Genomic DNA, 20,796 nt, shown 5'->3' with positions numbered 1-20,796 from the left:
GAAGTATACGGCGGAGGCCGTCGGCTCAGGCCGCCCGGCTGGCGCGGCGGCGGCGGACCCGCTGGGCCGTGCGGGTGACCGGCTGCTGGCGCGCATTGAGCGCGATGATGCTCGCTGTGCGGCGCTGCCGCCGGACCGGCGGCTCGATCGGCGGCAGGGTGATCGACGCAGGCGCCGTCAGCACCGCGCGGGTGATCGCATTCGACGGCTCCACCCAGGCGTCCTCGTGCGAACGCCGGAGGAGGGCGTCGATGAGCGACCGGAAGAGCCGAATGAGCCAGGCCATGGGAGCTAGACCATAACCGGGCCGTTCACCTAATGGCAACGGCTCATCTCCTCAGCAGTTTACCCGGAGGCGGAGGCGAGGAACTCCCCGACGGCGGCGTTCCACTCGGCCGCGCGTTCGAAGTAGCAAGAGTGGCCGGCCCCGGGGATGATGTGCACGCGCGCGCCGCGGACGAGCGCCGCCGCCTCGCGGATCATCGCCGGCGGGGTGATGGCATCGTGTTCGCCGACGATGTAGAGGATGGGGACCCCGAGCCCGGAGAGCAGCTCGTGCATCGAGCCCCGGTAGGTGGGCGGCGGCGGCCCGAGCAGCCCGCGCGGCCGGGGCGGATTGAGGGCGTTGATCTGGCGGTAGAGCAGCGCGAGCGCCGGCTCCTCGGCTTCGAAGCCCGGCGCAAGCGCCTGTTCGCGGAGGCTCGCGTCGCCCCGCTCGGCCCGCAGCGCGGCCTGCATCTCCCGGATGCGGTCGTTCGTCGCCCCGGCGGTCGTCCCGCTGAGGACGAGCGAGGCGATGCGGCCGGGGGCCAGCCGCGCGAGCCCGGCCACGGCCCGGCCGCCCATCGATTGCGCGGCGATGTGGGCCCTGCCGATGCCGAGGTGGTCGAGCAGCCCGAGCAGGTCCGTGCCGAGGGTCGTCCGGCCGACCGCCATCTCGCCGCGGGAGAGGCCCCAGCCGCGCGCGTCGTAGACCGTCACCCGGTAGTCCCGGGCGAAGTGCGCCGTCTGCTGCCACCAGGCGAGATGGTTGCCGCCTGCGCCGTGGATGAAGACGAGGTCCGGGCCGGCGCCATGCTGCCGGTAGTAGAGGCGGGCGCCGTTGACGGCGGCGTAGGGCATGGGCCGAAGTCTACCGCGCGGCCGCGCTTCACCGGAGCGCCCCGAATGCGTAGGCTGACCTGCCGGGAGAGGAGGTCGAACGGCATGAAGATCGGCATCGGTATCGGCATCACCGGCAGCGAAGGGCTCCCGGAGGTCATCCGGCAAATCCAGCGAGCGGAGGAGAGCGGGTTCGACGCCGCGTGGCTGCCGAACATCTTCGGGCTCGACGCCGTGACGACGCTGGCGCTCGCCGGGCGCGAAACGTCCCGCATCGAGCTGGGGACGTTCGTCGTCCCGACCTACCCGCGCCACCCGATGGCGCTCGCGCAGCAGGCGCTGACGGCCGCGGCGGCCGCGGGCGGCCGGTTCACGCTCGGCATCGGCCTGAGCCACCGGGTCGTCATCGAGGGGATGTTCGGGCTCGACTATTCGAAGCCGGTGCGGCACATGCGGGAGTACCTCTCGGTCCTCGTGCCGCTGCTCGAAGGGAAGCCCGTCCAGTTCCGCGGCGAGGAGTACCGGGTGCAGGGCCAGCTGACGGTGCCCGGCGCCGGCAGGGTGCCCGTCATCGTCGCCGCGCTCGGACCGCAGATGCTGAAGGTCGCCGGCCGGCTGGCCGACGGCACGGCCACGTGGATGGGCGGCCCGGCCTACCTGCGGGAGACGGCCATCCCCGCCATCCGGGCCGCAGCCGCCGAGGCCGGCCGGCCGGCGCCGCGCATCGTCTCCGGTTTTCCGGTGGCTGTCACCGCCGACGCTGCCGCAGCCCGGGCCTCGGCCGCGAAGGTCTTCGCCGTCTACGGCACGCTGCCCTCCTACCGGGCAGTGCTCGACGTGGAAGGCGCGGCCGGCCCGGCCGACGTCGCCATCGTCGGGTCAGAGAACGACGTCGCCGAACAGCTGCGGGCCCTCGCCGCCGCGGGGGTGACCGACTTCAACGCCTCGCCCTTCCCGGTGGAGGGCGACCCGGCCGCCGTCGGCCGGACCATCGAGTTCCTCGCCGGGTTCCGCCGCGCCGCGGGGGCCTGACGGGGGTTCGCCCGCCGCGGCGGCGTCCGATACGCTGGAATCGAATGAACGACCACACGCTGCGGGTTCTCGAATTCGACCGGGTGCTCGAGCTTTTGGCAGCGGAGGCGGCCTTCAGCCTCGGCGCGGAAAAGGCGCGCGCCCTGCGGCCTGCGGCTGACTTCGGCGCGGCGAAGCAGCTCGCCGCCGAAACGGCGGAGATGCGCCTGCTCGACCAGCTCGGCATCGATATCCCGTTTTCGGGGGCGCGCGACATCCGGGCACACCTCCGCGCTGCAGCCATCGGCCAGCTGCTGGAACCCGGGGCGCTGCTCGAATGCGCGCAGGTGCTGACCACGGCGCGGCGCGCCCGGCTGGTGCTCGAAAAAGTGCGCGACCGGGTGCCCGTCCTCGCTGCCATCGGCGACCGCATCGGCGACTTCCGCGCGTTCGCCGGCGACGTCGAGCAGGCGATCTCGCCGCGCGGCGAGGTGCTGGACAGCGCCAGCGAGCAGCTCGCGCTCGTGCGCCGCGAACTGCGCGCTGCTGAAGCGCGGCTCGAGCAGCGGGCGCAGGCCGCGCTCGCGGAGGCGCTCCGCCGCGGGGCCGCGCAGGAAGGGCTGCTGACCGAGCGGAACGGCCGCAAAGTCATCCCGGTCCGTTCCGACAGCCGGTCGCTCGTGCCCGGCATCGTCCACGACGTCTCATCGAGCGGCGCCACGCTCTTCATCGAGCCGTTCGCCGTCGTGGAAGCCGGCAACGCCGTCCGCGAGCTGCGGCTCGCAGAGGAGCGGGAGGTCCGCCGCGTGCTCCAGCGGCTCACGGACCAGCTCGGCAGCCGGGCCGACGAGGCGCTCCGCTCGCTCGACGCGCTGGCCGAGCTCGACCTCATCAGCGCCCGCGCGCGGCTCGCGCGCAAGATGCGGGCTGCCCTCCCGCCGGCCGGCGACGCCGAGAGCTGGCTCGGCCAGCAGGGGCCGACGCGGCTGGTGCGCGCCCGCCACCCCCTGCTCCGCGGCGAGGTCGTGCCCATCGACATCGAGGTCGGCGAATCGCCGCAGGGCATCCTCATCACCGGTCCGAACACCGGCGGCAAGACCGTGGCCCTCAAGACCGTCGGCCTGCTCACGCTGATGGCGCAGGCCGGGCTGGGCGTCCCCTGCGACGAGGGCAGCCGCATCCGCTTCTACCCGAAGGTCTACGCCGACATCGGCGACGAGCAGTCGATCGAACAGAGCCTCTCCACCTTCTCCTCGCACCTCCGCAACATCATCAGCATCCTCCGCGAAGCCGACCGTTCGACGCTGGTCCTGCTGGATGAGCTCGGAGCGGGGACCGACCCTGCGGAAGGGGCCGCCATCGCCCGCGCCGTCATCGAAGAGCTGCTCGACCGGGGCACGACGCTCGTCGCGACGACCCACCACGGCGAGCTGAAGGTGTTCGCGCACGGCGACTCCCGGCTGGCCAACGCCTCCGTCGAATTCGACCTCGAAACGCTGAGCCCGACCTACCACCTCGTCGTCGGGCTGCCGGGGCAATCGAACGCGCTCGCCATCGCGCGGCGGCTGGGCCTCGATGAGCGCGTCGTCGCGCGGGCAGCGGAGCAGCTGGCGCCCGGCCACTTCGAACTCGAATCGCTGCTCGAGGAGATCCGGGCGCAGCGGCGGGAGGCCGAGGCCGCCCGGGCTGCCGCCGAAGCCGCGCGGGCGGAGGCCGAGCGCACCCGGCGGGAACTCGCGATCGAACGGGAGCGCATCGAAGACGAGCGGGCGGCCGTGCTCGCCGAGGCGAAGCGCGAGGCCGAAGACACGCTCGCGCGCATGCGCCGGGAGATCGAGCAGCTCCGGCGGCGGAGCGCGGAGCGCCAGTTCGACCCGCAGGCGGCGCAGGAAGCCCTCCGGCAGGCCGAACGGGAGCGGGAGCGGCTCGCCCGGGCCGCCGTCCCGCGCCGGGCCGCGGCCGCAGCACCCGTCATCACCCGCGAGGTCGAGCCCGGCGACTTCGTCCACGTCCGCGATATCCCGCAGCTCGGCGAAGCCCTCACGGCCCCCGGCGAAGACGGCCGGCTGGAGGTGCAGTTCGGGAGCATCCGGATGAAAGTCAGCATCGACCGGGTCGACCGCATCGAGAAGCGGAAGGCCGGCGGCGGGGGCGCAACCGTCGTCGTGCCCGCCGGCCCGCCCGTCAGCCACGAAATCGACCTCCGGGGCCAGCGCGCCGAGGCCGCGCTGGAGCGGTTCGAGAGCTACCTCGACGCTGCCTTCCGGGCCGGGCTGCCGTACGTCCGCATCATCCACGGGAAGGGAACGGGCGCGCTCCGCGCGGCGATCCGGGAAGCGCTCGCCCGGCACCCGCTCGTCCGCGGCTACGAATCGGCGCCGGCGGCGGAGGGCGGCGACGGCGTCACCATCGCGCTGCTGGCGGGCTGACGGCGATGGCGGACGACGCCCTCCAGGCCGGGTTCGATTTCGGCGAGCCGCCGGCAGCTCCGCCCCCGCCCGATGCGCCGCTCGCCGCCCGCATGCGGCCGCGGTCGCTCGACGAGGTCATCGGGCAGGACGCCGCCGTCGGACCGGGGTCGATGCTCGGCGAACTGGCGCGGCGCGGCCGGCTGCCGTCGGTCATCCTCTGGGGCCCGCCGGGCTGCGGCAAGACGACCATCGCGCGGCTCCTCGCCGCAGCCGCCGGCGCGGCCTTCGTTCAGCTCTCGGCGGTCACCTCGGGCGTCGCCGACCTCCGCCGCGTCATCGGCGAAGCGGAGCGGGCGCGCCGGGCCGGCCGGCGGACCGTGGTGTTCATCGACGAGATTCACCGGTTCAACCGCGCCCAGCAGGACGTCGTTTTGCCCCACGTGGAGGAGGGAACGATCACGCTCATCGGCGCGACGACGGAGAACCCGTCGTTCGAAGTCGTGGCGCCGCTCCTCAGCCGCGTCCGCGTCGTGCGGCTCCAGCCGCTGGACGAGGCGGCCATCCAGAGGCTCGCCGAGCGGGCGCTCGCCGACGCCGAACGGGGGCTCGGCCGCCTCGGGCTCAGCCTCGAGCGCGAAGCGGCCAGCCTGCTCGCGCGGAGCGTCCACGGCGACGCCCGGGCGGCGCTCACCGCGCTCGAAATCGCCGCCGACCTCACCGCCGCCCGCGGCAGCGCACGCATCGAAGCGGGCGATATCGCAGCCGCCCTCCAGGACCGGCGGCCGTACTACGACCGCGCCGGCGACGCGCACTACGACACCATCTCGGCGTTCATCAAATCGGTGCGGGGCAGCGACCCCGACGCCGCGCTCTACTGGCTCGCGCGGATGGTGGAGGCCGGTGAAGACCCGCTCTTCATCGCCCGGCGGATGGTCATCCTCGCAGCGGAAGACATCGGGCTGGCCGACCCGCAGGCGCTGGTCCTCGCGACGGCCTGCCAGCAGGCGGTGCATCTCATCGGCATGCCCGAAGGCGCAATCCCGATGGCGGAGTGCGCCGTCTACCTCGCCCTCGCGCCGAAGAGCAACAGCGCGTACGCCGCGCTCGGGCGCGCGCTCGAAGACGCCCGCGCGACCGCCGGCGAACCCGTCCCGCTCCACCTGCGCAACGCCCCGACGGGGCTGATGGCCGCCTTCGGCTACGGCCAGGGCTACCGGTACGCACACGAGGAGCCGGGCCACATCGCCGCCGGGCAGGCGTATTTGCCCGAAGCGCTGGGAGACCGGGAGTATTACCGGGCAGGGGCGCTCGGCGCAGAGGCAGCGCTCGCGGCCCGCTGGAGGGCGGCGGTGGCAGCCGCGAAGGCCGCCGCCGGCAGCCCGGCATCCGATCGAGAGGAGGACGGCAGCGATGGCCGTGACGATTGAATTCCTGTATTCGAAGGCGACCGGCAGGAGCCCGGAGGCCGAGGAGGCGCTGCGGCTCGCGCTCGAAGCGACCGACCCCGCAATCCCGGTCGTCTACATCGAAATCGACGGGATGGAGGAGGCGCGCGAAAAGCGGTTCCTCGGCTCCCCGTCGATCCGCGTGAACGGCGTCGACGTCGAATACGGCGAGCGCGAGCCGGACGAGTACCAGAGCGGGACGCGCTACTACAACACGCCGCAGGGCTGGAAGCCGTACCCCCACGCGCGGCTCATCGCCAACGCCATCCTCGAGCAGCAGGCGCGGGAGGCGGCGAGGCAGGGCTGAGGCCCTGCGAGGGCGCTCAGCCGCGGTCCGCGAAGGTGGCGAGGCCGTCCAGGTGGCAGGTGTCGTTGTGGCGCGCGATGACGAGCCGCCCGCGCCCGTCGCGCACCACCTCGGTGAAGGAGCAGTTGCCGACGCGGAACGTGCCACGCCGGTGCAGGTCGGCGCCGAGCACGAGGTGGCAGACCGCAGCGACGACGCCGCCGTGGGTGACGGCGACGGTCGTGCCCTCGAGCCGCGTCAGCCGTTCGAGCGCGGAGCGCACGCGGGCAGCGAAGGCCTCCCGGCCTTCTTCGCCGGGGAAGCGGACGGGCTCCCCGCGGCGCTGCGCCTCCAGAACGCCCGGGAAGCGGGCGCGGATCTCGGCCGGGGTCAGCCCGCTCGGCGCGCCGATGTCGTACTCGGCGAGTTCCGGCAGCACCCCGGGCGCGGGGCCGGCCAGCGCGGAGACGATCCCGGCCGTCTCGAGGGCGCGCCTTTGCGGGCTCGAGACCAGCCGGTCGATGCCCATCGCTGCGAGACGGGCGGCCGCAGCTTCTGCCTGGAGCCGGCCGCGCGCGGTGAGCCCGTACTCGATGCGTCCCTGGAAGACGCCGGCGGCGTTCCCTTCGGATTCGCCGTGGCGGATGAGGATGAGCCGCACCGCTACTCCGTGAGCCGCCGGTAGAGCGTCGGCAGGCGGCTCGGCAGCGATTCGATGTCGGCGACGACCTCGTAGCCCATGTCTTCGCACATCGTCTTCAGGTAGTCGTGCCCGGCGCGGTCGACCGTCAGGGCGAAGGGCGTGATGCCCTCGCGCTTCGCTTCGTTGAGCGCCTGCTTGGTGTCGTGGATGGCGTACTCCTTCTCGGTGCGGTCGCGGCCGTACCCGTGGTCCTGCGGCCGGCCGTCGCTGAGGAGGAAGAGGATTTTCACCTTCGCGTCGGTCTGCATGAGCTTGAAGGTCGCGTGGCGGATGGCCGGGCCCATGCGCGTCGACCGGATCGGCGTGATCTTGTCGAGCCGGTTCTTGATCTTCTGGTCGAGCGTCTCGTCGAAGTCCTTGATGACGAAGAACTCGACGTTGTCGCGGCCGTAGCCGGAGAAGCCGTAGATGCCGTACTGGTCGCCGATGGTCTCGAGCGCGGTCATGAGGAGGACCGTGGACTCTTTCTCGAGGTCGATGATGCGCTTCGGCGGCGAGGTGAGCTCCTGCCGGCGCTTCGAAACCCACCAGCTGAGGTACTTCCGCGGGTCGTCGTCGTAATCGTCGTCGTCGTACTTCTTGTCCCGCTTGTTGATCTCCTCGTCGGTGCTCGCCGACATGTCGATGAGGAAGGCGACGGCGACGTCGCGCTCGATCTTATTCCGGCGCCAGTAGATTTTTTCAGTCGGGTTGGCCCCGGCGCGCTTTTCGACCATCCATTCGATGGCCGAGTCGAGGTCGAAGTCTTCGCCGTCGGGCAGCCGTTTGATCTTCCGGAACATCTCCGGCTTCATCAGCTCGAACTGCTTGCGGGTCTGGGCGACGAGGCCGGCGTGCTCCTTGAGCGCCTTCTCGTAGAAGCCCTCATCGCCCTCTTCGAGCTTCGCCTCTTTGACGGCGCACCAGCGGGGCTTGTAATCCTGCGCGCGGAAGTCCCACTCGTCGTAGTAGTAGACGGTGACGACGGGCTTGAGCGGCTCCTCGCCCTCGCCTTCGCCGGTCGAGTTGTCGCTGGTCGGCTGGCCGCCCTGGTCGCCCTTCTCGGAAGCGGGGGTGCCGGCCTCCTTCATGAGATTCGAGAGGAACATGCCCGTCGAAGCGTCGAGGTCGCCCTCGTCCATCGCGTCGAGATCGATTTCGACGCTCTTGGCGAGGAGCTCGGCGAGCTGCTCGGGGGTGAGCGGCATCGTCTGCTGCTGGCCGGCCTGGCCGCCCTGCGCGTTCTCGCGCAGCTTCATGAGGAGGTCGACGAGTTCCGGCTTGAAATCGCCGCGGAAGTCGATCTCCTGGGGGCTTTCGTACTCCTCGTCGCCTTCGCCGGCGCCGCCGAGCTGGGCCTGCGAGCCCTGCGCGCCGCCTTCGCCGGCCGCCTCCATCGGCATCGCCTGGCCTGCTTCCATCGGCTCCACGGCGTCCCACGAGCCGGGGTCCACGTCGTCGCGGATGTTGGGGATGGAGACGGCGATTTCGTAGAGGGCGAGGGCGGCCTCGGCCGCGTCTTCGACGGTCGCCCCAGGAGTCTGCACCGCCGAGAGGATGCCGAGCGCGCGGCTCATCGCCTCGGCGCGGTCCCGCGGCCAGCGGACGAGGTGGAGCCCGTCGAGACTCGCACGCACGAGGTTTTCGACGAACGCGTTGCGCAGCGGCATCATCTCGACGGGCGGCCTGCGCTCCAGCTCCTCCGCCTGCATCCGCACGAGGTGGCGGCGGATGCCGCCGTATTCGTCCTTCACGCGGGCGTCGATGCGCGCGTCTTCGGCGATGGTGAAGAGGTCGCTGGCGAGCTGACGGTCGGGGAAGAGGTCGAAGAACGCCTCCATGTCCGTCGTGGCGGGGCGTTCGCGGTCGCGGGCGAACGCGTGCCGCCGGGTCGGGAAGACGGCGCCGGGCCGGTCGAATGCGAACTGGAAGCTGCCAAATTCGATGTGGGCCGCCTGGTGGGTGGCGAACACCTTCATCGCCGCGAAGTTGTCGTCCTTGTTCGGGAAGCGCTCCATCAGTTCCGGGAGGAAGATTGTGGTCCCGTCCGTGCTGGCGCGGTGCTCGTCGACCCAGCCGATGCCCTTCTCGGCGAGCGATTCGGCGGTCTGGATGCTGACGTTGCGCCCCGTGAGCGCTTTGCAGTAGAGGCGGAGGACTTCGCCGACGCGGGAAAGTTCGACCCGGGAGGAGAGGTTCTCGAGGATGTCCTCGGCGCGGGTGGACTGGAGGCGGAAGTAGGCCTCGCCGCCCTCAGCCGAGGTCTGCAGGATGCGGAGGCCGGCCTGCTGCCACGACTCCAGCTCGTCGATGCGGATGCGCTGGAGCACCGTCGGCATCGCCGTGAGGAAGTCCATCGCTGCGAACGGCGAGTACGGCGCCAGCTGCTCGGCGAGCATGATGACCTGCTGGTGGTCGTCCGGGTCGACCTCGCCGAGCGCATTGGCGGCGTCTTCGAAGTACTGGTAGGCGGAGCGCTGGTGGTGGCCGCGGGCGGCCTGCGCGGCGAGGAGGAGGAACCGCTCGCGAAGCGACGAGTGCACTTTTTCGATGAGCGGCACGCCGCGGTCGAAGTAGAGCCGCGAATCGGCCCAGGAGGTCTGCGCGAGCTCGGTCGCGAACGTGATGAACGGCAGCCGGTCCTCCTCTTCGAGGCGGGCGAGGACGGACGGCGCCGAGGCGAGGCAGGCGCTCGCGAGTTCGTAGCTGTGCCTGGCGAGTTCATCGATGAAGATGACCAGCCGCGACGCCTGGCCGATGCGGAGCACGCGGAACAGCTCGGGGGCGACCTCGTAGAACTGGGCCGCGAGCGAGGAGCTCTTCCAGTTGCCCTTGTAGAGCCGGCGGCCGAGTTCCGCCCAGGCGTGGATGTTGGCCGGGCCGATCGCCTCCATCGCGCCCGGCGCGGCGCGGAGGAACGAGACGGCGAGCGGCGCGGATTCGGCCGCCATCTGGAGGGCATCGCGGCCGATCGTCTCGATGGCGTCCCAGGTCGCCTGCGGCGGGTAGTTCGCCCCCGCGCGGAAGTATTCGACAGCGGCCTCCCACGAGCGGAGGCTGAGCGCGGTCAGCTCGGCGCCCGTCTCGGCCCACGCCTGCAGCTGGGAGGGCGTGAGCCGGTTCGCGAGGGCGCGGAGCCCGGCTTCGAACTGCTGGCCGAGCGGCGCGGGGAAGCCGGAGAGGCGCTCCTGGTGGCGCGCGAGGAGTTCGGTCACGATGGACACAGGCATGGCGCGGCGGCGACCTCCTTGCCGTGGCGTGGCGCCGCAAGGGCGCGGATGGCGGTCGGCGGATGCGGGGCCCGGCTCACTGCTCCCCCGAATGTCGGACGAAGTGACGGGTCGGGTCGGGATAATCGTAGAAGACCACTTCCCCGGTTGTCGTGTCCCAGGTCGCGCAGGAGAGCTGGAAATCGTTCCGGTGGTCGCGCGGGTCGCCGGCCGACCCGGGGTTGATGACGAGCACGCGGCCGACGCGGAGCGCCATCTTGTAGTGCGTGTGGCCGACGATGAGCGCGTCGCAGTCGAGCTCGGCCGCGCGGCTCCAGATCGGCTCGTGAGGGTAGTGGTAGTCCTTCCAGGGCTCCCACGGCGAGCCGTGCGTCATCACCACCTTCTTCCCATCGACGACCCGCTCCACCCGGTACGGCTGCTGGCGGAGCCAGGCGACCAGCTCCTGGTCCACCTTCGGGTTCGAGAGCGCGCGCTGGCCGTCCGGGCCGAGGATCGTCTCTTCGTGATTGCCGAGGACGACGACGGCATCCAGCTCCCGCAGCCGGCGGACGACGTCGTTGGACCAGCGAAACTGGAAGACGCTGTCGCCGGCGCACCAGAGCTGGTCGAACGGCGCCATGAGGTCGAGCGCCCGTTCGAGGCCCTGGATGTTGCAGTGGATATCGGAGACGATGCCGAGGCGCACCCGCGCTCCCTATTCGAAGATGCTCGTCACCACCTCTTCGATGGAGCGCTGCACTTCGGAGTCGTCGGTGAGGGCCCAGGTGATGGCGACCTGGCAGGCGCGGCGGGCCGGGATGCCCTGCGCGATGAGGCGGCCGGCGTAGACGAGCAGGCGGGTGCTCACGCCCTCGCCGAGGCCGTGCTCCTTCAGGTTCCGCACCTTCTCGCCGAGGCGGGCGAGGTCCATCGCGGTGCGGTCATCGCAGCCGGATTCGTGGGCGATGATCTGCGCCTCCGCATCGCGCGGCGGGTAGTTGAATTCGATGGCGATGAACCGCTGCCGGGTCGAGTGCTTCAGGTCCTTGAGCGCGCTCTGGTAGCCCGGGTTGTAGCTGATGACGAGCAGGAAGCCGTCCGCCGCTTCGATGACCTGGCCAAGCTTCTCGATCGGCAGCAGGCGGCGGTAGTCAGTCAGCGGGTGGATGAGGACGGTCGTATCCTTCCGGGCTTCGACCACTTCGTCGAGGTAGCAGATGGCGCCGACCTTGACGGCGCGGGTGAGCGGGCCGTCGACCCAGCGGGTGCCGTCGGTATCGAGCAGGTAGCGGCCGACGAGGTCGCTGGCGGTCAGGTCTTCGTGGCAGGCGACGGTGATGAGCGGCATCCGATGCTCGACTTCCTCGCCCGTGCGGGACGAGACCTTCAGCATCGGGCGGCCGAGGCGGTAGGCCATGTACTCGACGAAGCGCGTCTTGCCGGCGCCGGTCGGGCCCTTGAGCAGGACCGGGATGCGCTGGCGGTACGCGGTTTCGAAGAGCTGGACCTCGTCCCCAATGGGGAGGTAGTAGGGCTCTTCGTGGACGCTGTATTCCTCGACGGCGTAGATGGTTGCGCCCTGGACGGACCCGTTCTCGGCCACTGGCTAGTTCCTCCCGGCTGCGGCCTGCAGCCGCTCTTGAAGTGCTTCCCAGGCCTGCTGGATGCGCGCGTGCAGCTCCTCCAGCGTGCCGTTGTTCTCGATGATGACGTGCCCGCGCCGGATGCGCTCCTCGTTGGAGAGCTGCGAGGCGATGCGGGCGCGCGCCGCCTCCGGGTCGAGCCCGTTCCGCGCCGCCAGCCGCTGGACGGCGACCTCCGGGTCGACGACGACGACCCAGATTTCATCTACGAGGTCTTCCCAGCCGGCTTCGAACAGGACCGCCGCTTCGAGCACGACGAGCTCGTTGCCGGCCGCCTCGAACCCGGCGAGCTGCTCGCTGGCGAGCCGGCGGATGCCGGGCCAGACGATATCCGTCAGCTTCTTGAGCTCCTCGGGCTTGCCGAAGACTTTGCCGCCGAGCACTTTCCGGTCGATCGTCCCGTCGGGCGCGACGACCTCCTGCCCGAACGTCTCGACGACCTTGCGGTAGGTTTCGGTGCCGGGGTCGTAGGTGCGGTGGCCGAGCACGTCGGCGTCGATGACGGGGATGCCGCGGTCGCGGAAGAACGTGGTCACGGTCGACTTGCCGCTGGCGATGCCGCCCGTCAGCCCGATTACGTGCACGAAGGACTCCGGCTGTGGTGGTCTGAACTTACAGTGTACGCCCGGCAGGGAAGGGTCACAAACCGGGCCCGCGCAAGGCGGAGGGAACCGGGCCGGGCTGCCGTCAGGAACGCCGGGGCGCGTAGCGGGCCTCGAGCCGGCCGGCTTCATCGAGGATGTGCCGGTAGCGGGCGTGCACCTCCCGGTCGGCGGCGAGCGCTGCGGCGCGGTCGCGCGGCGACAGCGCCCCGGCCGCCGCAAGCGCCTCGAACTCCTCCCGGTCCTCCTCGAGGAGGACGTCGCCGGGCAGCACCCACCAGTCGAGCGCGAGGTCGCGGTAGTTCACACGCTCCGGGCCGATGACGACGTCGGCAACGGCATCGAAGCGGTGAGCGAGGAGGGCGCCGTCCGGCCCGCGCCAGCGGTAGAGGTTGTACGGCCGGCTCTCCCAAAAGTAGCCCAGCGAAACGGAGCCGGGCGGCACCGCGATGGGGATATCGGGCGGGCCGCCGCCCCGCAGCATGCGGAATCGGACGAGCGCGAACCCCCGGCCGAGGTGGAGCAGCTCCGTCGGGTACTCCCGGACCGTCCCGTCCGGTTTCACTTTCTGTTCGAGGTAGACGTCCATCGCAGCGGCTGGCCCCGCGCGGTATTCTGCCGCCGAAATCCCGTTGGAGCCCGAGCCCATGAGTGAACCCGGCTACACGAACATCCGCTATGAGAAGCGCGATGCCATCGCCGTCATCACCATCGACCGCGAGCAGGCGCTCAACGCCATCGATGCGAAGACTTCCAGCGAGCTGTACCGCGCGTGGTGCGACTTCCGCGACGATGATGCGCTGCGGGTCGCCATCCTGACCGGCGTCGGCGAGAAGGCGTTTTCGACCGGGATGGACCTCGTCGCCACGGCGCGCGGCGAGAACCAGTTCGAAGGCGGCAAGCCGGTGCCGTTCGGCGGCTTCACCAAGCGGATGACGATCGACAAGCCGATCATCGCCGCCATCAACGGCTACTGCCTCGCCGGCGGGCTGGAGCTCGCCCTCGCCTGCGACATCCGCATTTGCACGCCGGAGGCGCGGTTCGGCCTGCCCGAAGTGCGCTGGGCGATCATGCCGGGCGCCGGCGGCACGCAGCGGCTCCCCCGCGCCATCCCGCAGGCGTGGGCGAACTACATGATTCTCACCGGCGAGCAGATCGACGCCGAGACGGCGCTGCGCATCGGGCTCGTCTCGCACATCGTGCCCCGCGAAGAGCTGATGGACCGCGCGCTGCAGATCGCCGGCGTCATCTGTGAGCGCGGCCCGCTCGCCGTCCGCGCGGCGAAGGAAGCGATCCGGCGCGGCCTCGATATGCCGCTGGAGCACGGGCTCGCGTTCGAAGACCTGCTGCTCGGCCGGCTGTTCGCCACCGAGGACGCGAAGGAAGGCCCGCGCGCCTTCGCCGAAAAGCGGAAACCGAACTACACAGGGAGGTAGCAGATGAGGCCGGCCGGCCGGCTCGCGGCGGTGCTGGGCGGCTGGCTCCTGCTCGTCCTGCTGCCGGCCTGCTCCGGCGAGCCCCGGCCGCCGTCCGCCCCCGCTGCCGCAGAGGCCCGCGCCGAGCGCATCCGGGAGAACGGCCTCGCCACCCTCCGGAGCCGCGTCACGGTGACGTTCGACCGCCCTGTCGAATTCGCCGAGTCCCGCATTCCGCTCGCTTCGCACTTCGAGCTTCGCATCGCCCTCGCCGAAGGCGGCAGCCGCCGCCAGCTCGTCGCCGCCGCCGAGCGGAGCACCGCGAACCGGCGGGAGGTGGTGCTCACGGTCGATGCCCTCGTGACCGAGGGGAGCGTGCTGGTCATCTCGCGCCGGGCGTTCGACCCGCGGGCGAGCGGCAGCTTCGACGTGCCGGTCGCGGCGGACCTCAGCCCTCTCGCCGCGCTCCTCGCCTCGAGCGCGCTGACGCCGGCAGACCCGGCCTTTTTCGACCCGCCGGAGGCGCGCGAGCCGGACCCGGCGGCCGATGACCCGGCAGCGATGCGGGACGCGCTCCGCCGGCACCTCGCGGTGCGGGGGTCGGATGCCGCGACGAGCGCCGACGCTCTCGCCGTCTTCGACGCCATCCCGGCGGCAGTCGTCCCTTCGCCGAAGATCCGCGCGGCGCTGGCGGCGCTGACGGGGACGTTCGCCGAGCCCGCGCTGGCCGACCTGCTCACGGCGGCGAACTGCACCRGCCTGCCGGCAGCGAGCATCGATTTCCGCGAGCCGCCGGGGATGGAGCGCCTGCTCGCGCGGGTGACCTACACGGGCACGGGCGCGCGGGTGGTCTCCATCCACCCGTCGCTGCGGGACGAGCGGTTCGAGCTGCTGATCCCGCTCCTCGCCCACGAAGCGGTGCACTGCGACCAGGCCGACAGCCGGGTCGAAGAGGTGGCCGCCACCGCGTTCGACACGCTCCTCTTCCTCCGGCTCGTCGCCGCAGACCCGACGCTCGCCGAAGAGCGGACGCGCGTGGCCCGGGAGCTGCGCATCGACGCCCTCGCGATGGTCAACAGCGGCGCGGTGCTGCCGGAGTCGGTCGGCGTGCTGCGGTCGCCCGGGTTGGAGGCGGCCCTCCCGGGGACGAATGCGCCCTACCGCTCCTTCGCCGAGCTGGTGGCAGCCGCGTACCCGTCGGTCACGGCGCTCCAGTCGCCGACCGAGCCGCTGGCCGCGGCCTACATGGCGGCGCTGGCGGCGGAGACGGGCGCCCCCGCCGGGGACCCGTTCGACCTGCGCTATCTCGACGGGCTGCTGGCGCAGGCGCTGGACGGCGCGAGCCTCGTCGCCGTCATCCGGGCCTTCGGGCTCGTGCCGGCTGATTGACGGGCGATCTTGCCGCGTTAGCCGCAGCGCGTGCTAGCATGTGAGGAAATCCCGCGAACGTGGCCGCTCGTATCGAGATGGGGTTGAGGGACCGGCCCGGTGAAACCCCGGCAACCTGCCCGGCGGGTAAGGTGCCAAATCCGGCCTCCCGGGAACATCCCGGGGGAAAGATGAGAGCGACTTCGCTCCGAAACACGGCCCACGCGGAACGAGGAGTTGCCGAGATGGTTGAGTTCCTGGGCCGAATGGTCATGCTCTAGCCCCTCACCCGAAGGGGCCTCCCGCATCGTCTTCGCCGCCTGTCCGCCCGCGCGCTGCCCGGCGCCCTGCGCCTGCGCGGGCCCACGCTCCGAAGGGAGGAAGAGCATGAGCTTTGCCAAGAATCTCCGCTGCCGCGAATGTCATCGCGAATACCCGCTCGAAGCGCGCCACGTGTGCGACTTCTGCTTCGGGCCCGTCGAAGTCACCTACGATTACGACGCCATCCGCAAGGCTGTCAGCCGCGAGCGCATCGAGCGCGGGCCGGCGTCGCTCTGGCGCTACCGCGACTACCTGCCCTGCGACGCCGAATCGGCCATCGACATCGGTGCCGGCTTCACGCCGCTCATCCGGGCGAAGAACCTCGGCAAGGCGCTGGGGCTGAACAACCTCTACATCAAGAACGACACCGTGAACCCCACCTGGTCGTTCAAGGACCGCGTCGTCGCGGTGGCGAGCAGCCGCGCGCGTGAGCTCGGCTACGACAAGCTCGCCTGCGCCAGCACGGGGAACCTCGCGAACAGCGTGAGCGCCCACGCCGCCGCCGCCGGGATGGAAGCCGTCGTCTTCATCCCGCACGACCTCGAGCTCGGGAAGGTGCTCGGCTCGAGCATCTACGGCCCGACGCTGGTGAAGGTGCGGGGCAACTACGACGCCGTGAACCGGCTCTGCGCCGAGCTCGCCGGCGCCTACAACTGGGCGTTCGTGAACGTGAACGTGCGGCCCTACTATTCCGAAGGCTCGAAGACCCTCGGCTTCGAGGTGGCCGAACAGCCTCGGCTGGCGCGCGCCCGACCACTGCGTGGTGCCCATCGCCTCCGGTTCGCTCTTCGTGAAGATCCGGAAAGGGCTGCAGGAGCTGTGGAAGACGGGGCTCATCGATGAGCCGAAAACCCGCATGAGCGGTGCGCAGGCCGCCGGCTGCTCGCCCGTGGCGACGGCCTGGCAGGAAGGCTCGATGAACTTCCGGCCCCAGCGGCCGAACACCATCGCCAAGTCGCTCGCCATCGGCAACCCGGCCGACGGCTACTACAGCCTCGTCCAGCTGCAGGAGACCGGCGGCGCCTGCGGCAGCGTCACCGACGACGAGATCGTCGCCGGGATGAAACTGCTGGCCGAGACGGAGGGCATCTTCGCCGAGACCGCCGGCGGCGTCACCGTCGCGTCGCTCAAGCAGCTCGCCGCGCAGGGCCGGATTCACCCGGATGAGCTGACGGTCGCCTTCATCACGGGCGCCGGGTTCAAGACCGTCGAAGCCGTCGCCGAGGCGCTCAACCCGCCGCTCGAAATCGACGCCACGATGGAGAGCTTCGAAGCGGCGTACAATGCCCGCGTGGCGCAGGGAGTCGCGTGATGGCCGTCAAACGCGTCCGCTTTACGTTTCCGGAGAACCTGATCCGCGAGCCGATCATCTACCGGCTCGGCCACGAATTCCRGGTCATCACCAACGTCCGCATGGCCGATGTCGACGAGAAGACCGGATGGGTCGTCCTCGAACTGGAAGGCGACCCGGACGAGATCGAGCGGAGCCTCGCCTGGGCGCAGGAGCGCGGCGTCCGCGTCGACCCCGTCACCGGCGACATCGTCGAAGGCTGAGCCTGCGCCTTCAGCACCGCTCCACCACCAACTTCGCAGAGGAAGGAACTGCCCACGTGCCTGTCAATGTCCGCATCCCGCAGCCGCTCCGCCCGCTCACAGGCAACCAGTCGACGGTGACCGCCGACGGCGCGACGCTCGAAGCGCTCGTCGCCAACCTGGAATCGGCCTACCCCGGCATCAAGGAGCGAATGGTCGACGAAGCCGGCCAGATTCGCCGGTTCGTCAACATTTATGTCAATGGAGACGACGTCCGCTTCCTCGACGGCATGCAGACGGCGCTCAAGGACGGCGATGAAGTGAGCATCGTGCCGGCGGTGGCCGGCGGCGCGTAGCCGCGGGCCCTCAGGCGTTCCGCACGGCCTCCTCGAGCCGGGCGGTCGCGTCCTGGTACGACGTGCCGGGTTCGAAGCGGATCGGCTCGCCGATGCTGACGCGGACGCGCGCCCGCGGGTGCGGCAGCCACTTGCCTTCGTAGAAGCCCGGCCGGAGGACATCGATCCGCATCGGCAGCACCGGCACGCCGGTCTCCACGGCGAGCAGGCCGGTGCCGGATTTGAAAGGCTGCATGGGGCCGATGACGGTCAGCTTGCCTTCGGGGAAGATGAGGACGTTCCAGCCCTCGCCGAGCATCTTCGCCACGTACTCGAGGCTTTCGCGCACGCCGGAGCCCTCCTTCGCGAACGGGAAGGCGTTCCCGAGCAGGCTGGCGAAGAACCCCCGCAGCCGGTTCCCGAAAATGTCGCTCGCGGCCGCCGCGATCGCCACGCGCCGGCGGAAGCCCGGCGGCATGCTCCGCAGCAGCATCGCCTGGTCCAGGTGCATGTTGTGGTTCGAGATGATGAGGCAGGGCTGCTGCACCGTCGCGAACCGCTCCCGTCCCCGGACTTCGACGCTGTAGCCGACCCGCAGGAGCGGGAAAACGAACCACGAGAGCAGCGCATGGCGCAGCCACTGGACCGTGCGCCAGCGCGGCCAGGTCGGGAACTTGCGGATGCGCACCTTCCGTTCGCCTTTGGCTACCATGCGCCGAAGCTCACCGATGGTAGTCTGCGGACCGACGTCGGCATCGTCTACGTAGACGCCGATATCATCTTCGATGGCCGAGAGCAGTTCGACCCGCGCGAGGGAATCGAGACCGAGGTCGGCGCCGAGGTTCGTCTCGTCGGTGAGCGGCGCGCCGGGCCGGGCGATGGCCGCGATGATGCGGAGCAGGGGGTCGCCGGTTTCGATGGTCTGCGCCGCAGGGGCCGGCTGCTGCTCGCGGAGCCACGCCTCGACGAGGGGCCGGCGCACCTTCAGCGTGTGCGTCCGCGGGAAATCCGGCTGCGGCCACGTGCTCCACGCGAGGATCTGCTGGCGTGCATCGAGCTGCCGGTTGGCGAGGCGGACCGCCTCGGCGGCCGACCCGGGCTCCGCCTCCGCGATGACGGCGTGGAGGACGACCTGCCCCTCCCGCTTCAGGCCGAGGACGACGGCGTCGGTCACGCCGGGCTGGCGGCGCAGCACCGCTTCGAGGTCCTCCGGGTAGACGTTCTGACCGTCGGCGAGGACGATGAGGTCTTTTTTCCGCCCCTTCAGGTAGAGATAGCCGTCCTGCAGGTAGCCGAGGTCGCCGGTGCGATACCAGCCGTCCTCGAACGAGGCGGCCGTCGCCTCCGGCGCTTCCCAGTAGCCGGCGAAGACGTTCTCGCCGCGGGTGAGGACTTCGCCGTCCTCGGCGATGCGGACCTGCTGGCCGGGGAGCGGCCGGCCGACGCTGCCGACGCGGCGGTCCTCCCGGGGGTTGATGGTGACGATGGGCGCGCACTCGGTGGTGCCGTAGCCCTCGACCACGGAGATGCCCATCGCCTCCCACTTCAGTTGCACCTCCGGGTCGATAGCCGCGCCGCCGCTGGCGACGAAGTCGAGCGCGCCGCCGAACCGGGAGAGCACCGGCCGGAAGAGCAGCCGCCGGGCGCGGGCGGGGAGCGGCTGTCCGACGGCCCGGAGGAAGCGGAGCAGGCCGAGCCGGTGCCGGGCTGCCGCCTCCCGCTCGATGCCGGCCATGAAAAGGCTCAGCACCTGCGGCACGCCGATGATGACCGTCGGCTTCCACTCCTGCATCGTCCGGCTCAGCGAGGCAGGCTGCCGGCTCGTGGGGTAACAGACCGCGGCGCCGGCTGCGATCGGCGCGAAACAGCCGGCAGTCTGCTCGAACATGTGGCTGAGCGGCAGCAGCGAGAGCATCCGCGTGCCGGGGCCGATATCGATGACCGCGAGCCCCGCCTCGACGTTCGCCACGATGTTCCGGTGGGTCAGCATCACGCCCTTCGGGTCGCCCGTCGTCCCTGACGTGAAGATGACCTCGGCGAGGTCGTCGCCGGTAAGCTGCGGCCCTTCGAAGCGGCCGTCGAGCGGCGGCCGGGCCTCCTCGAGCACGATGACCGGCACCTCCAGCGCGGCCAGCGCCTCTGCCTGCGAGCGGCCGGCGAACGCGAGCTTCGGCCGAACGCGCTCGACCACCCGGGCGGCGAACTCCGCTGAGCTGCGGACATCGAGCGGGACGAGGACGCCGCCGGCGATGAACGTCCCGAACATGGCGGCGACCCACTCCGGCTGGTTCGGCGCCCACGCGATGACCCGGTCGCCTTTTTCGATGCCCCGCGCCGCGAGGAGCCGCGCCCACGCATGCGCGCGCCGGGCGAGTTCGGCGTAGGTGTAGCGCGTCGTCCGGACGCCGAGCCGCATGGTGAGCGCGAGGCGGTCCGGGTGGCGCTCCGCCGACCGTTCCAGCAGGTCGACGAGCGTGTTCATGCGGGCAACGCGCGGGCAAACTCGCGCACGCGCAGGTCGGCATCGCGGACGATGGGGCGGAAGTGGCTGAAGCAGAGGGTGTCGAAGTCGAGCTCGGCGAGGCGGCGGATGGAGGCCGCGGCCTGCGCCATGTCCTGCGTGAACAGACGGTGGGGCAGCATCAGCCGGCCGAACCGGTACTGCATCGCATCGCCGACGATGAGCACCCCCCGCTGCGGGAAGTGGAGCGCAATCGAGCCGGGCGTGTGCCCCGGCACATGCACGATGCGCATCCCGCCGAGCGCCGGGAATTCGTCGCCGTCGCGCAGGTAGACGTCGATTCGCGCGCGGCCGGGGTCGACCCACTGCAGGTAGGGTTCGCAGATCCGCGCGAGGAGCGGGTGGGTGAAGGGGTTCGGCAGCGGGTCGTCGCTGTCGATGTGGTGCGCCTCGGCGAGGTGGATGCCGGCCCGTGCCGGAATCCGCCGCTGGAGCTCCGGCAGGCCGCCCACGTGGTCGAGATGGCCGTGCGTGATGATGATGTCAGACACGTCGTCCGGCGAGCGGCCGAGTTCGCGGATCGCCTCGAGGATGCGCTCGCCGGAGCCCGGGGCGCCGGTATCGATGACGGTGATGCGGTCTTCGACGGCGAGGTAGGCGCGGGATGCCCGCGTCCGGACCTGGTAGAGGCCGGGGACGACTTCGACGAAGGGGCGAAGCGGCTCGGGACGGAGCTCCTGCCACCGCTCGTGCCATGCGGCGCGGCGCGTCTCAGGCGGTCGGTTCATGGCCGGGGGACAGGATACCAGCAAGGGGGGCGGTGCGGTGGCCGGCCGGAGGGCAGATGGAAGCAGAGCAGTAGGAGAAGGGACAGAACCGAAAGCCGGCCACCGCACCCGGGTGGGACAATGTGAAGACTATCACGAGCGAACCGCGCTCGGGAAGACGGCCAGCCATCGAAGTTTCCGCG

General features: G+C 71.0%; 18 protein-coding genes, 1 pseudogene and 1 riboswitch. Of the genes and pseudogenes, 9 read left to right on the top strand and 10 right to left on the bottom strand.

What is annotated here, in order from left to right:
* Positions 1-25: 25 nt before the first annotated feature.
* Together O0235_RS12625 and O0235_RS12620 are read right to left on the bottom strand one after the other, a co-directional pair.
* A complete protein-coding gene (locus O0235_RS12625) occupies positions 26-286 on the bottom strand; it encodes a hypothetical protein (RefSeq protein ID WP_270056134.1) in 261 nt (86 codons plus the stop codon).
* A gap of 59 nt (positions 287-345) precedes the next feature.
* The gene (locus O0235_RS12620) at positions 346-1,122 is read right to left on the bottom strand and encodes an alpha/beta fold hydrolase (protein WP_270056133.1); all 777 of its coding nucleotides are present in this window, start codon (positions 1,120-1,122) and stop codon (positions 346-348) included.
* An 84-nt stretch (positions 1,123-1,206) separates the two neighbouring features.
* Between O0235_RS12620 and O0235_RS12615 the strand changes: the two genes are divergently transcribed.
* From O0235_RS12615 to O0235_RS12600, 4 genes are read left to right on the top strand one after another with little or no spacing between them, the layout of a single operon-like run.
* Positions 1,207-2,133, top strand: a complete 927-nt coding sequence (locus tag O0235_RS12615) for a TIGR03564 family F420-dependent LLM class oxidoreductase (protein ID WP_270056132.1) — start codon at positions 1,207-1,209, stop codon at positions 2,131-2,133.
* Positions 2,134-2,177: 44 nt separating this feature from the next.
* On the top strand, positions 2,178-4,541 hold the full coding sequence (locus O0235_RS12610; protein ID WP_270056131.1) for an endonuclease MutS2: 2,364 nt from the start codon (positions 2,178-2,180) through the stop codon (positions 4,539-4,541).
* Between the two features lie 5 nt (positions 4,542-4,546).
* Positions 4,547-5,950: a replication-associated recombination protein A gene (locus O0235_RS12605; RefSeq protein WP_270056130.1), complete on the top strand. Its 1,404-nt coding sequence runs from the start codon at positions 4,547-4,549 to the stop codon at positions 5,948-5,950.
* Positions 5,934-6,275, top strand: a complete 342-nt coding sequence (locus O0235_RS12600; protein WP_270056129.1) for a hypothetical protein — start codon at positions 5,934-5,936, stop codon at positions 6,273-6,275. The genes O0235_RS12605 and O0235_RS12600 overlap by 17 nt, the downstream gene beginning before the upstream one ends.
* Before the next feature lie 16 nt (positions 6,276-6,291).
* On the opposite strand, the gene O0235_RS12595 is transcribed toward O0235_RS12600, so the two are convergent.
* From O0235_RS12595 to O0235_RS12570, 6 genes are all read right to left on the bottom strand, one after another.
* Positions 6,292-6,915, bottom strand: coding sequence for a histidine phosphatase family protein (locus O0235_RS12595; RefSeq protein WP_270056128.1), 624 nt, complete (start codon positions 6,913-6,915; stop codon positions 6,292-6,294).
* A gap of 2 nt (positions 6,916-6,917) precedes the next feature.
* Positions 6,918-10,166 carry a nitric oxide reductase activation protein NorD gene (locus tag O0235_RS12590; protein WP_270056127.1) on the bottom strand — a complete coding sequence of 1,083 codons (3,249 nt, stop codon included), beginning with the start codon at positions 10,164-10,166 and terminating at the stop codon, positions 6,918-6,920.
* A 76-nt stretch (positions 10,167-10,242) separates the two neighbouring features.
* Positions 10,243-10,854, bottom strand: coding sequence for a metallophosphoesterase family protein (locus O0235_RS12585; protein ID WP_270056126.1), 612 nt, complete (start codon positions 10,852-10,854; stop codon positions 10,243-10,245).
* Positions 10,855-10,863: 9 nt separating this feature from the next.
* Entirely contained in the window at positions 10,864-11,751 is an 888-nt protein-coding gene (locus O0235_RS12580) for a CbbQ/NirQ/NorQ/GpvN family protein (RefSeq protein WP_270056125.1), read from the bottom strand.
* A 3-nt stretch (positions 11,752-11,754) separates the two neighbouring features.
* Positions 11,755-12,375 carry a dephospho-CoA kinase gene (coaE, locus tag O0235_RS12575; protein ID WP_270056124.1) on the bottom strand — a complete coding sequence of 207 codons (621 nt, stop codon included), beginning with the start codon at positions 12,373-12,375 and terminating at the stop codon, positions 11,755-11,757.
* Positions 12,376-12,478: 103 nt separating this feature from the next.
* Positions 12,479-13,042 carry a ribonuclease FAU-1 family protein gene (locus O0235_RS12570; RefSeq protein WP_270056123.1) on the bottom strand — a complete coding sequence of 188 codons (564 nt, stop codon included), beginning with the start codon at positions 13,040-13,042 and terminating at the stop codon, positions 12,479-12,481.
* Here O0235_RS12570 and O0235_RS12565 point away from each other — a divergent pair.
* From O0235_RS12565 to O0235_RS12540, 5 genes and pseudogenes are all read left to right on the top strand, one after another.
* The gene (locus tag O0235_RS12565; protein ID WP_270056122.1) at positions 13,041-13,829 is read left to right on the top strand and encodes an enoyl-CoA hydratase/isomerase family protein; all 789 of its coding nucleotides are present in this window, start codon (positions 13,041-13,043) and stop codon (positions 13,827-13,829) included. The two genes, O0235_RS12570 and O0235_RS12565, sit on opposite strands and share 2 nt — an antisense overlap.
* 3 nt (positions 13,830-13,832) lie before the next feature.
* Positions 13,833-15,197: a hypothetical protein gene (locus tag O0235_RS12560; protein WP_270056121.1), complete on the top strand. Its 1,365-nt coding sequence runs from the start codon at positions 13,833-13,835 to the stop codon at positions 15,195-15,197.
* A gap of 66 nt (positions 15,198-15,263) precedes the next feature.
* Positions 15,264-15,374, top strand: a riboswitch (SAM riboswitch).
* 189 nt (positions 15,375-15,563) lie between these two features.
* A pseudogene (thrC, locus tag O0235_RS16135) lies at positions 15,564-16,809 on the top strand (threonine synthase).
* On the top strand, positions 16,809-17,051 hold the full coding sequence (locus O0235_RS12545) for an NIL domain-containing protein (protein WP_270056118.1): 243 nt from the start codon (positions 16,809-16,811) through the stop codon (positions 17,049-17,051). Before thrC ends, O0235_RS12545 begins: the two are co-directional and overlap by 1 nt.
* A gap of 56 nt (positions 17,052-17,107) precedes the next feature.
* Positions 17,108-17,386, top strand: a complete 279-nt coding sequence (locus O0235_RS12540) for a ubiquitin-like small modifier protein 1 (protein WP_270056117.1) — start codon at positions 17,108-17,110, stop codon at positions 17,384-17,386.
* 10 nt (positions 17,387-17,396) lie between these two features.
* Here O0235_RS12540 and O0235_RS12535 read toward each other — a convergent pair whose 3' ends face one another.
* Together O0235_RS12535 and O0235_RS12530 are read right to left on the bottom strand one after the other, a co-directional pair.
* Positions 17,397-19,847: an AMP-binding protein gene (locus tag O0235_RS12535; protein WP_270056116.1), complete on the bottom strand. Its 2,451-nt coding sequence runs from the start codon at positions 19,845-19,847 to the stop codon at positions 17,397-17,399.
* Positions 19,844-20,614: an MBL fold metallo-hydrolase gene (locus tag O0235_RS12530; RefSeq protein ID WP_270056115.1), complete on the bottom strand. Its 771-nt coding sequence runs from the start codon at positions 20,612-20,614 to the stop codon at positions 19,844-19,846. The genes O0235_RS12535 and O0235_RS12530 overlap by 4 nt, the downstream gene beginning before the upstream one ends.
* Positions 20,615-20,796: the final 182 nt, after the last annotated feature.

It is taken from the genome of Tepidiforma flava (assembly GCF_027594505.1).
Classification (GTDB): domain Bacteria; phylum Chloroflexota; class Dehalococcoidia; order Tepidiformales; family Tepidiformaceae; genus Tepidiforma; species Tepidiforma flava.
This window is presented reverse-complemented; position numbering and strand designations above follow the sequence as displayed.

Excerpts from the sequence above, each read along its gene's own strand:
- O0235_RS12625 (WP_270056134.1), bottom strand. The coding sequence starts at position 286 with ATGGCCTGGCTCATTCGGCTCTTCCGGTCGCTCATCGACGCCCTCCTC.
- O0235_RS12620 (WP_270056133.1), bottom strand. The coding sequence starts at position 1,122 with ATGCCCTACGCCGCCGTCAACGGCGCCCGCCTCTACTACCGGCAGCAT.
- O0235_RS12615 (WP_270056132.1), top strand. The coding sequence starts at position 1,207 with ATGAAGATCGGCATCGGTATCGGCATCACCGGCAGCGAAGGGCTCCCG.
- O0235_RS12610 (WP_270056131.1), top strand. The coding sequence starts at position 2,178 with ATGAACGACCACACGCTGCGGGTTCTCGAATTCGACCGGGTGCTCGAG.
- O0235_RS12605 (WP_270056130.1), top strand. The coding sequence starts at position 4,547 with ATGGCGGACGACGCCCTCCAGGCCGGGTTCGATTTCGGCGAGCCGCCG.
- O0235_RS12600 (WP_270056129.1), top strand. The coding sequence starts at position 5,934 with ATGGCCGTGACGATTGAATTCCTGTATTCGAAGGCGACCGGCAGGAGC.
- O0235_RS12590 (WP_270056127.1), bottom strand. The coding sequence starts at position 10,166 with ATGCCTGTGTCCATCGTGACCGAACTCCTCGCGCGCCACCAGGAGCGC.
- O0235_RS12565 (WP_270056122.1), top strand. The coding sequence starts at position 13,041 with ATGAGTGAACCCGGCTACACGAACATCCGCTATGAGAAGCGCGATGCC.
- O0235_RS12570 (WP_270056123.1), bottom strand. The coding sequence starts at position 13,042 with ATGGGCTCGGGCTCCAACGGGATTTCGGCGGCAGAATACCGCGCGGGG.
- O0235_RS12535 (WP_270056116.1), bottom strand. The coding sequence starts at position 19,847 with ATGAACACGCTCGTCGACCTGCTGGAACGGTCGGCGGAGCGCCACCCG.
- O0235_RS12530 (WP_270056115.1), bottom strand. The coding sequence starts at position 20,614 with ATGAACCGACCGCCTGAGACGCGCCGCGCCGCATGGCACGAGCGGTGG.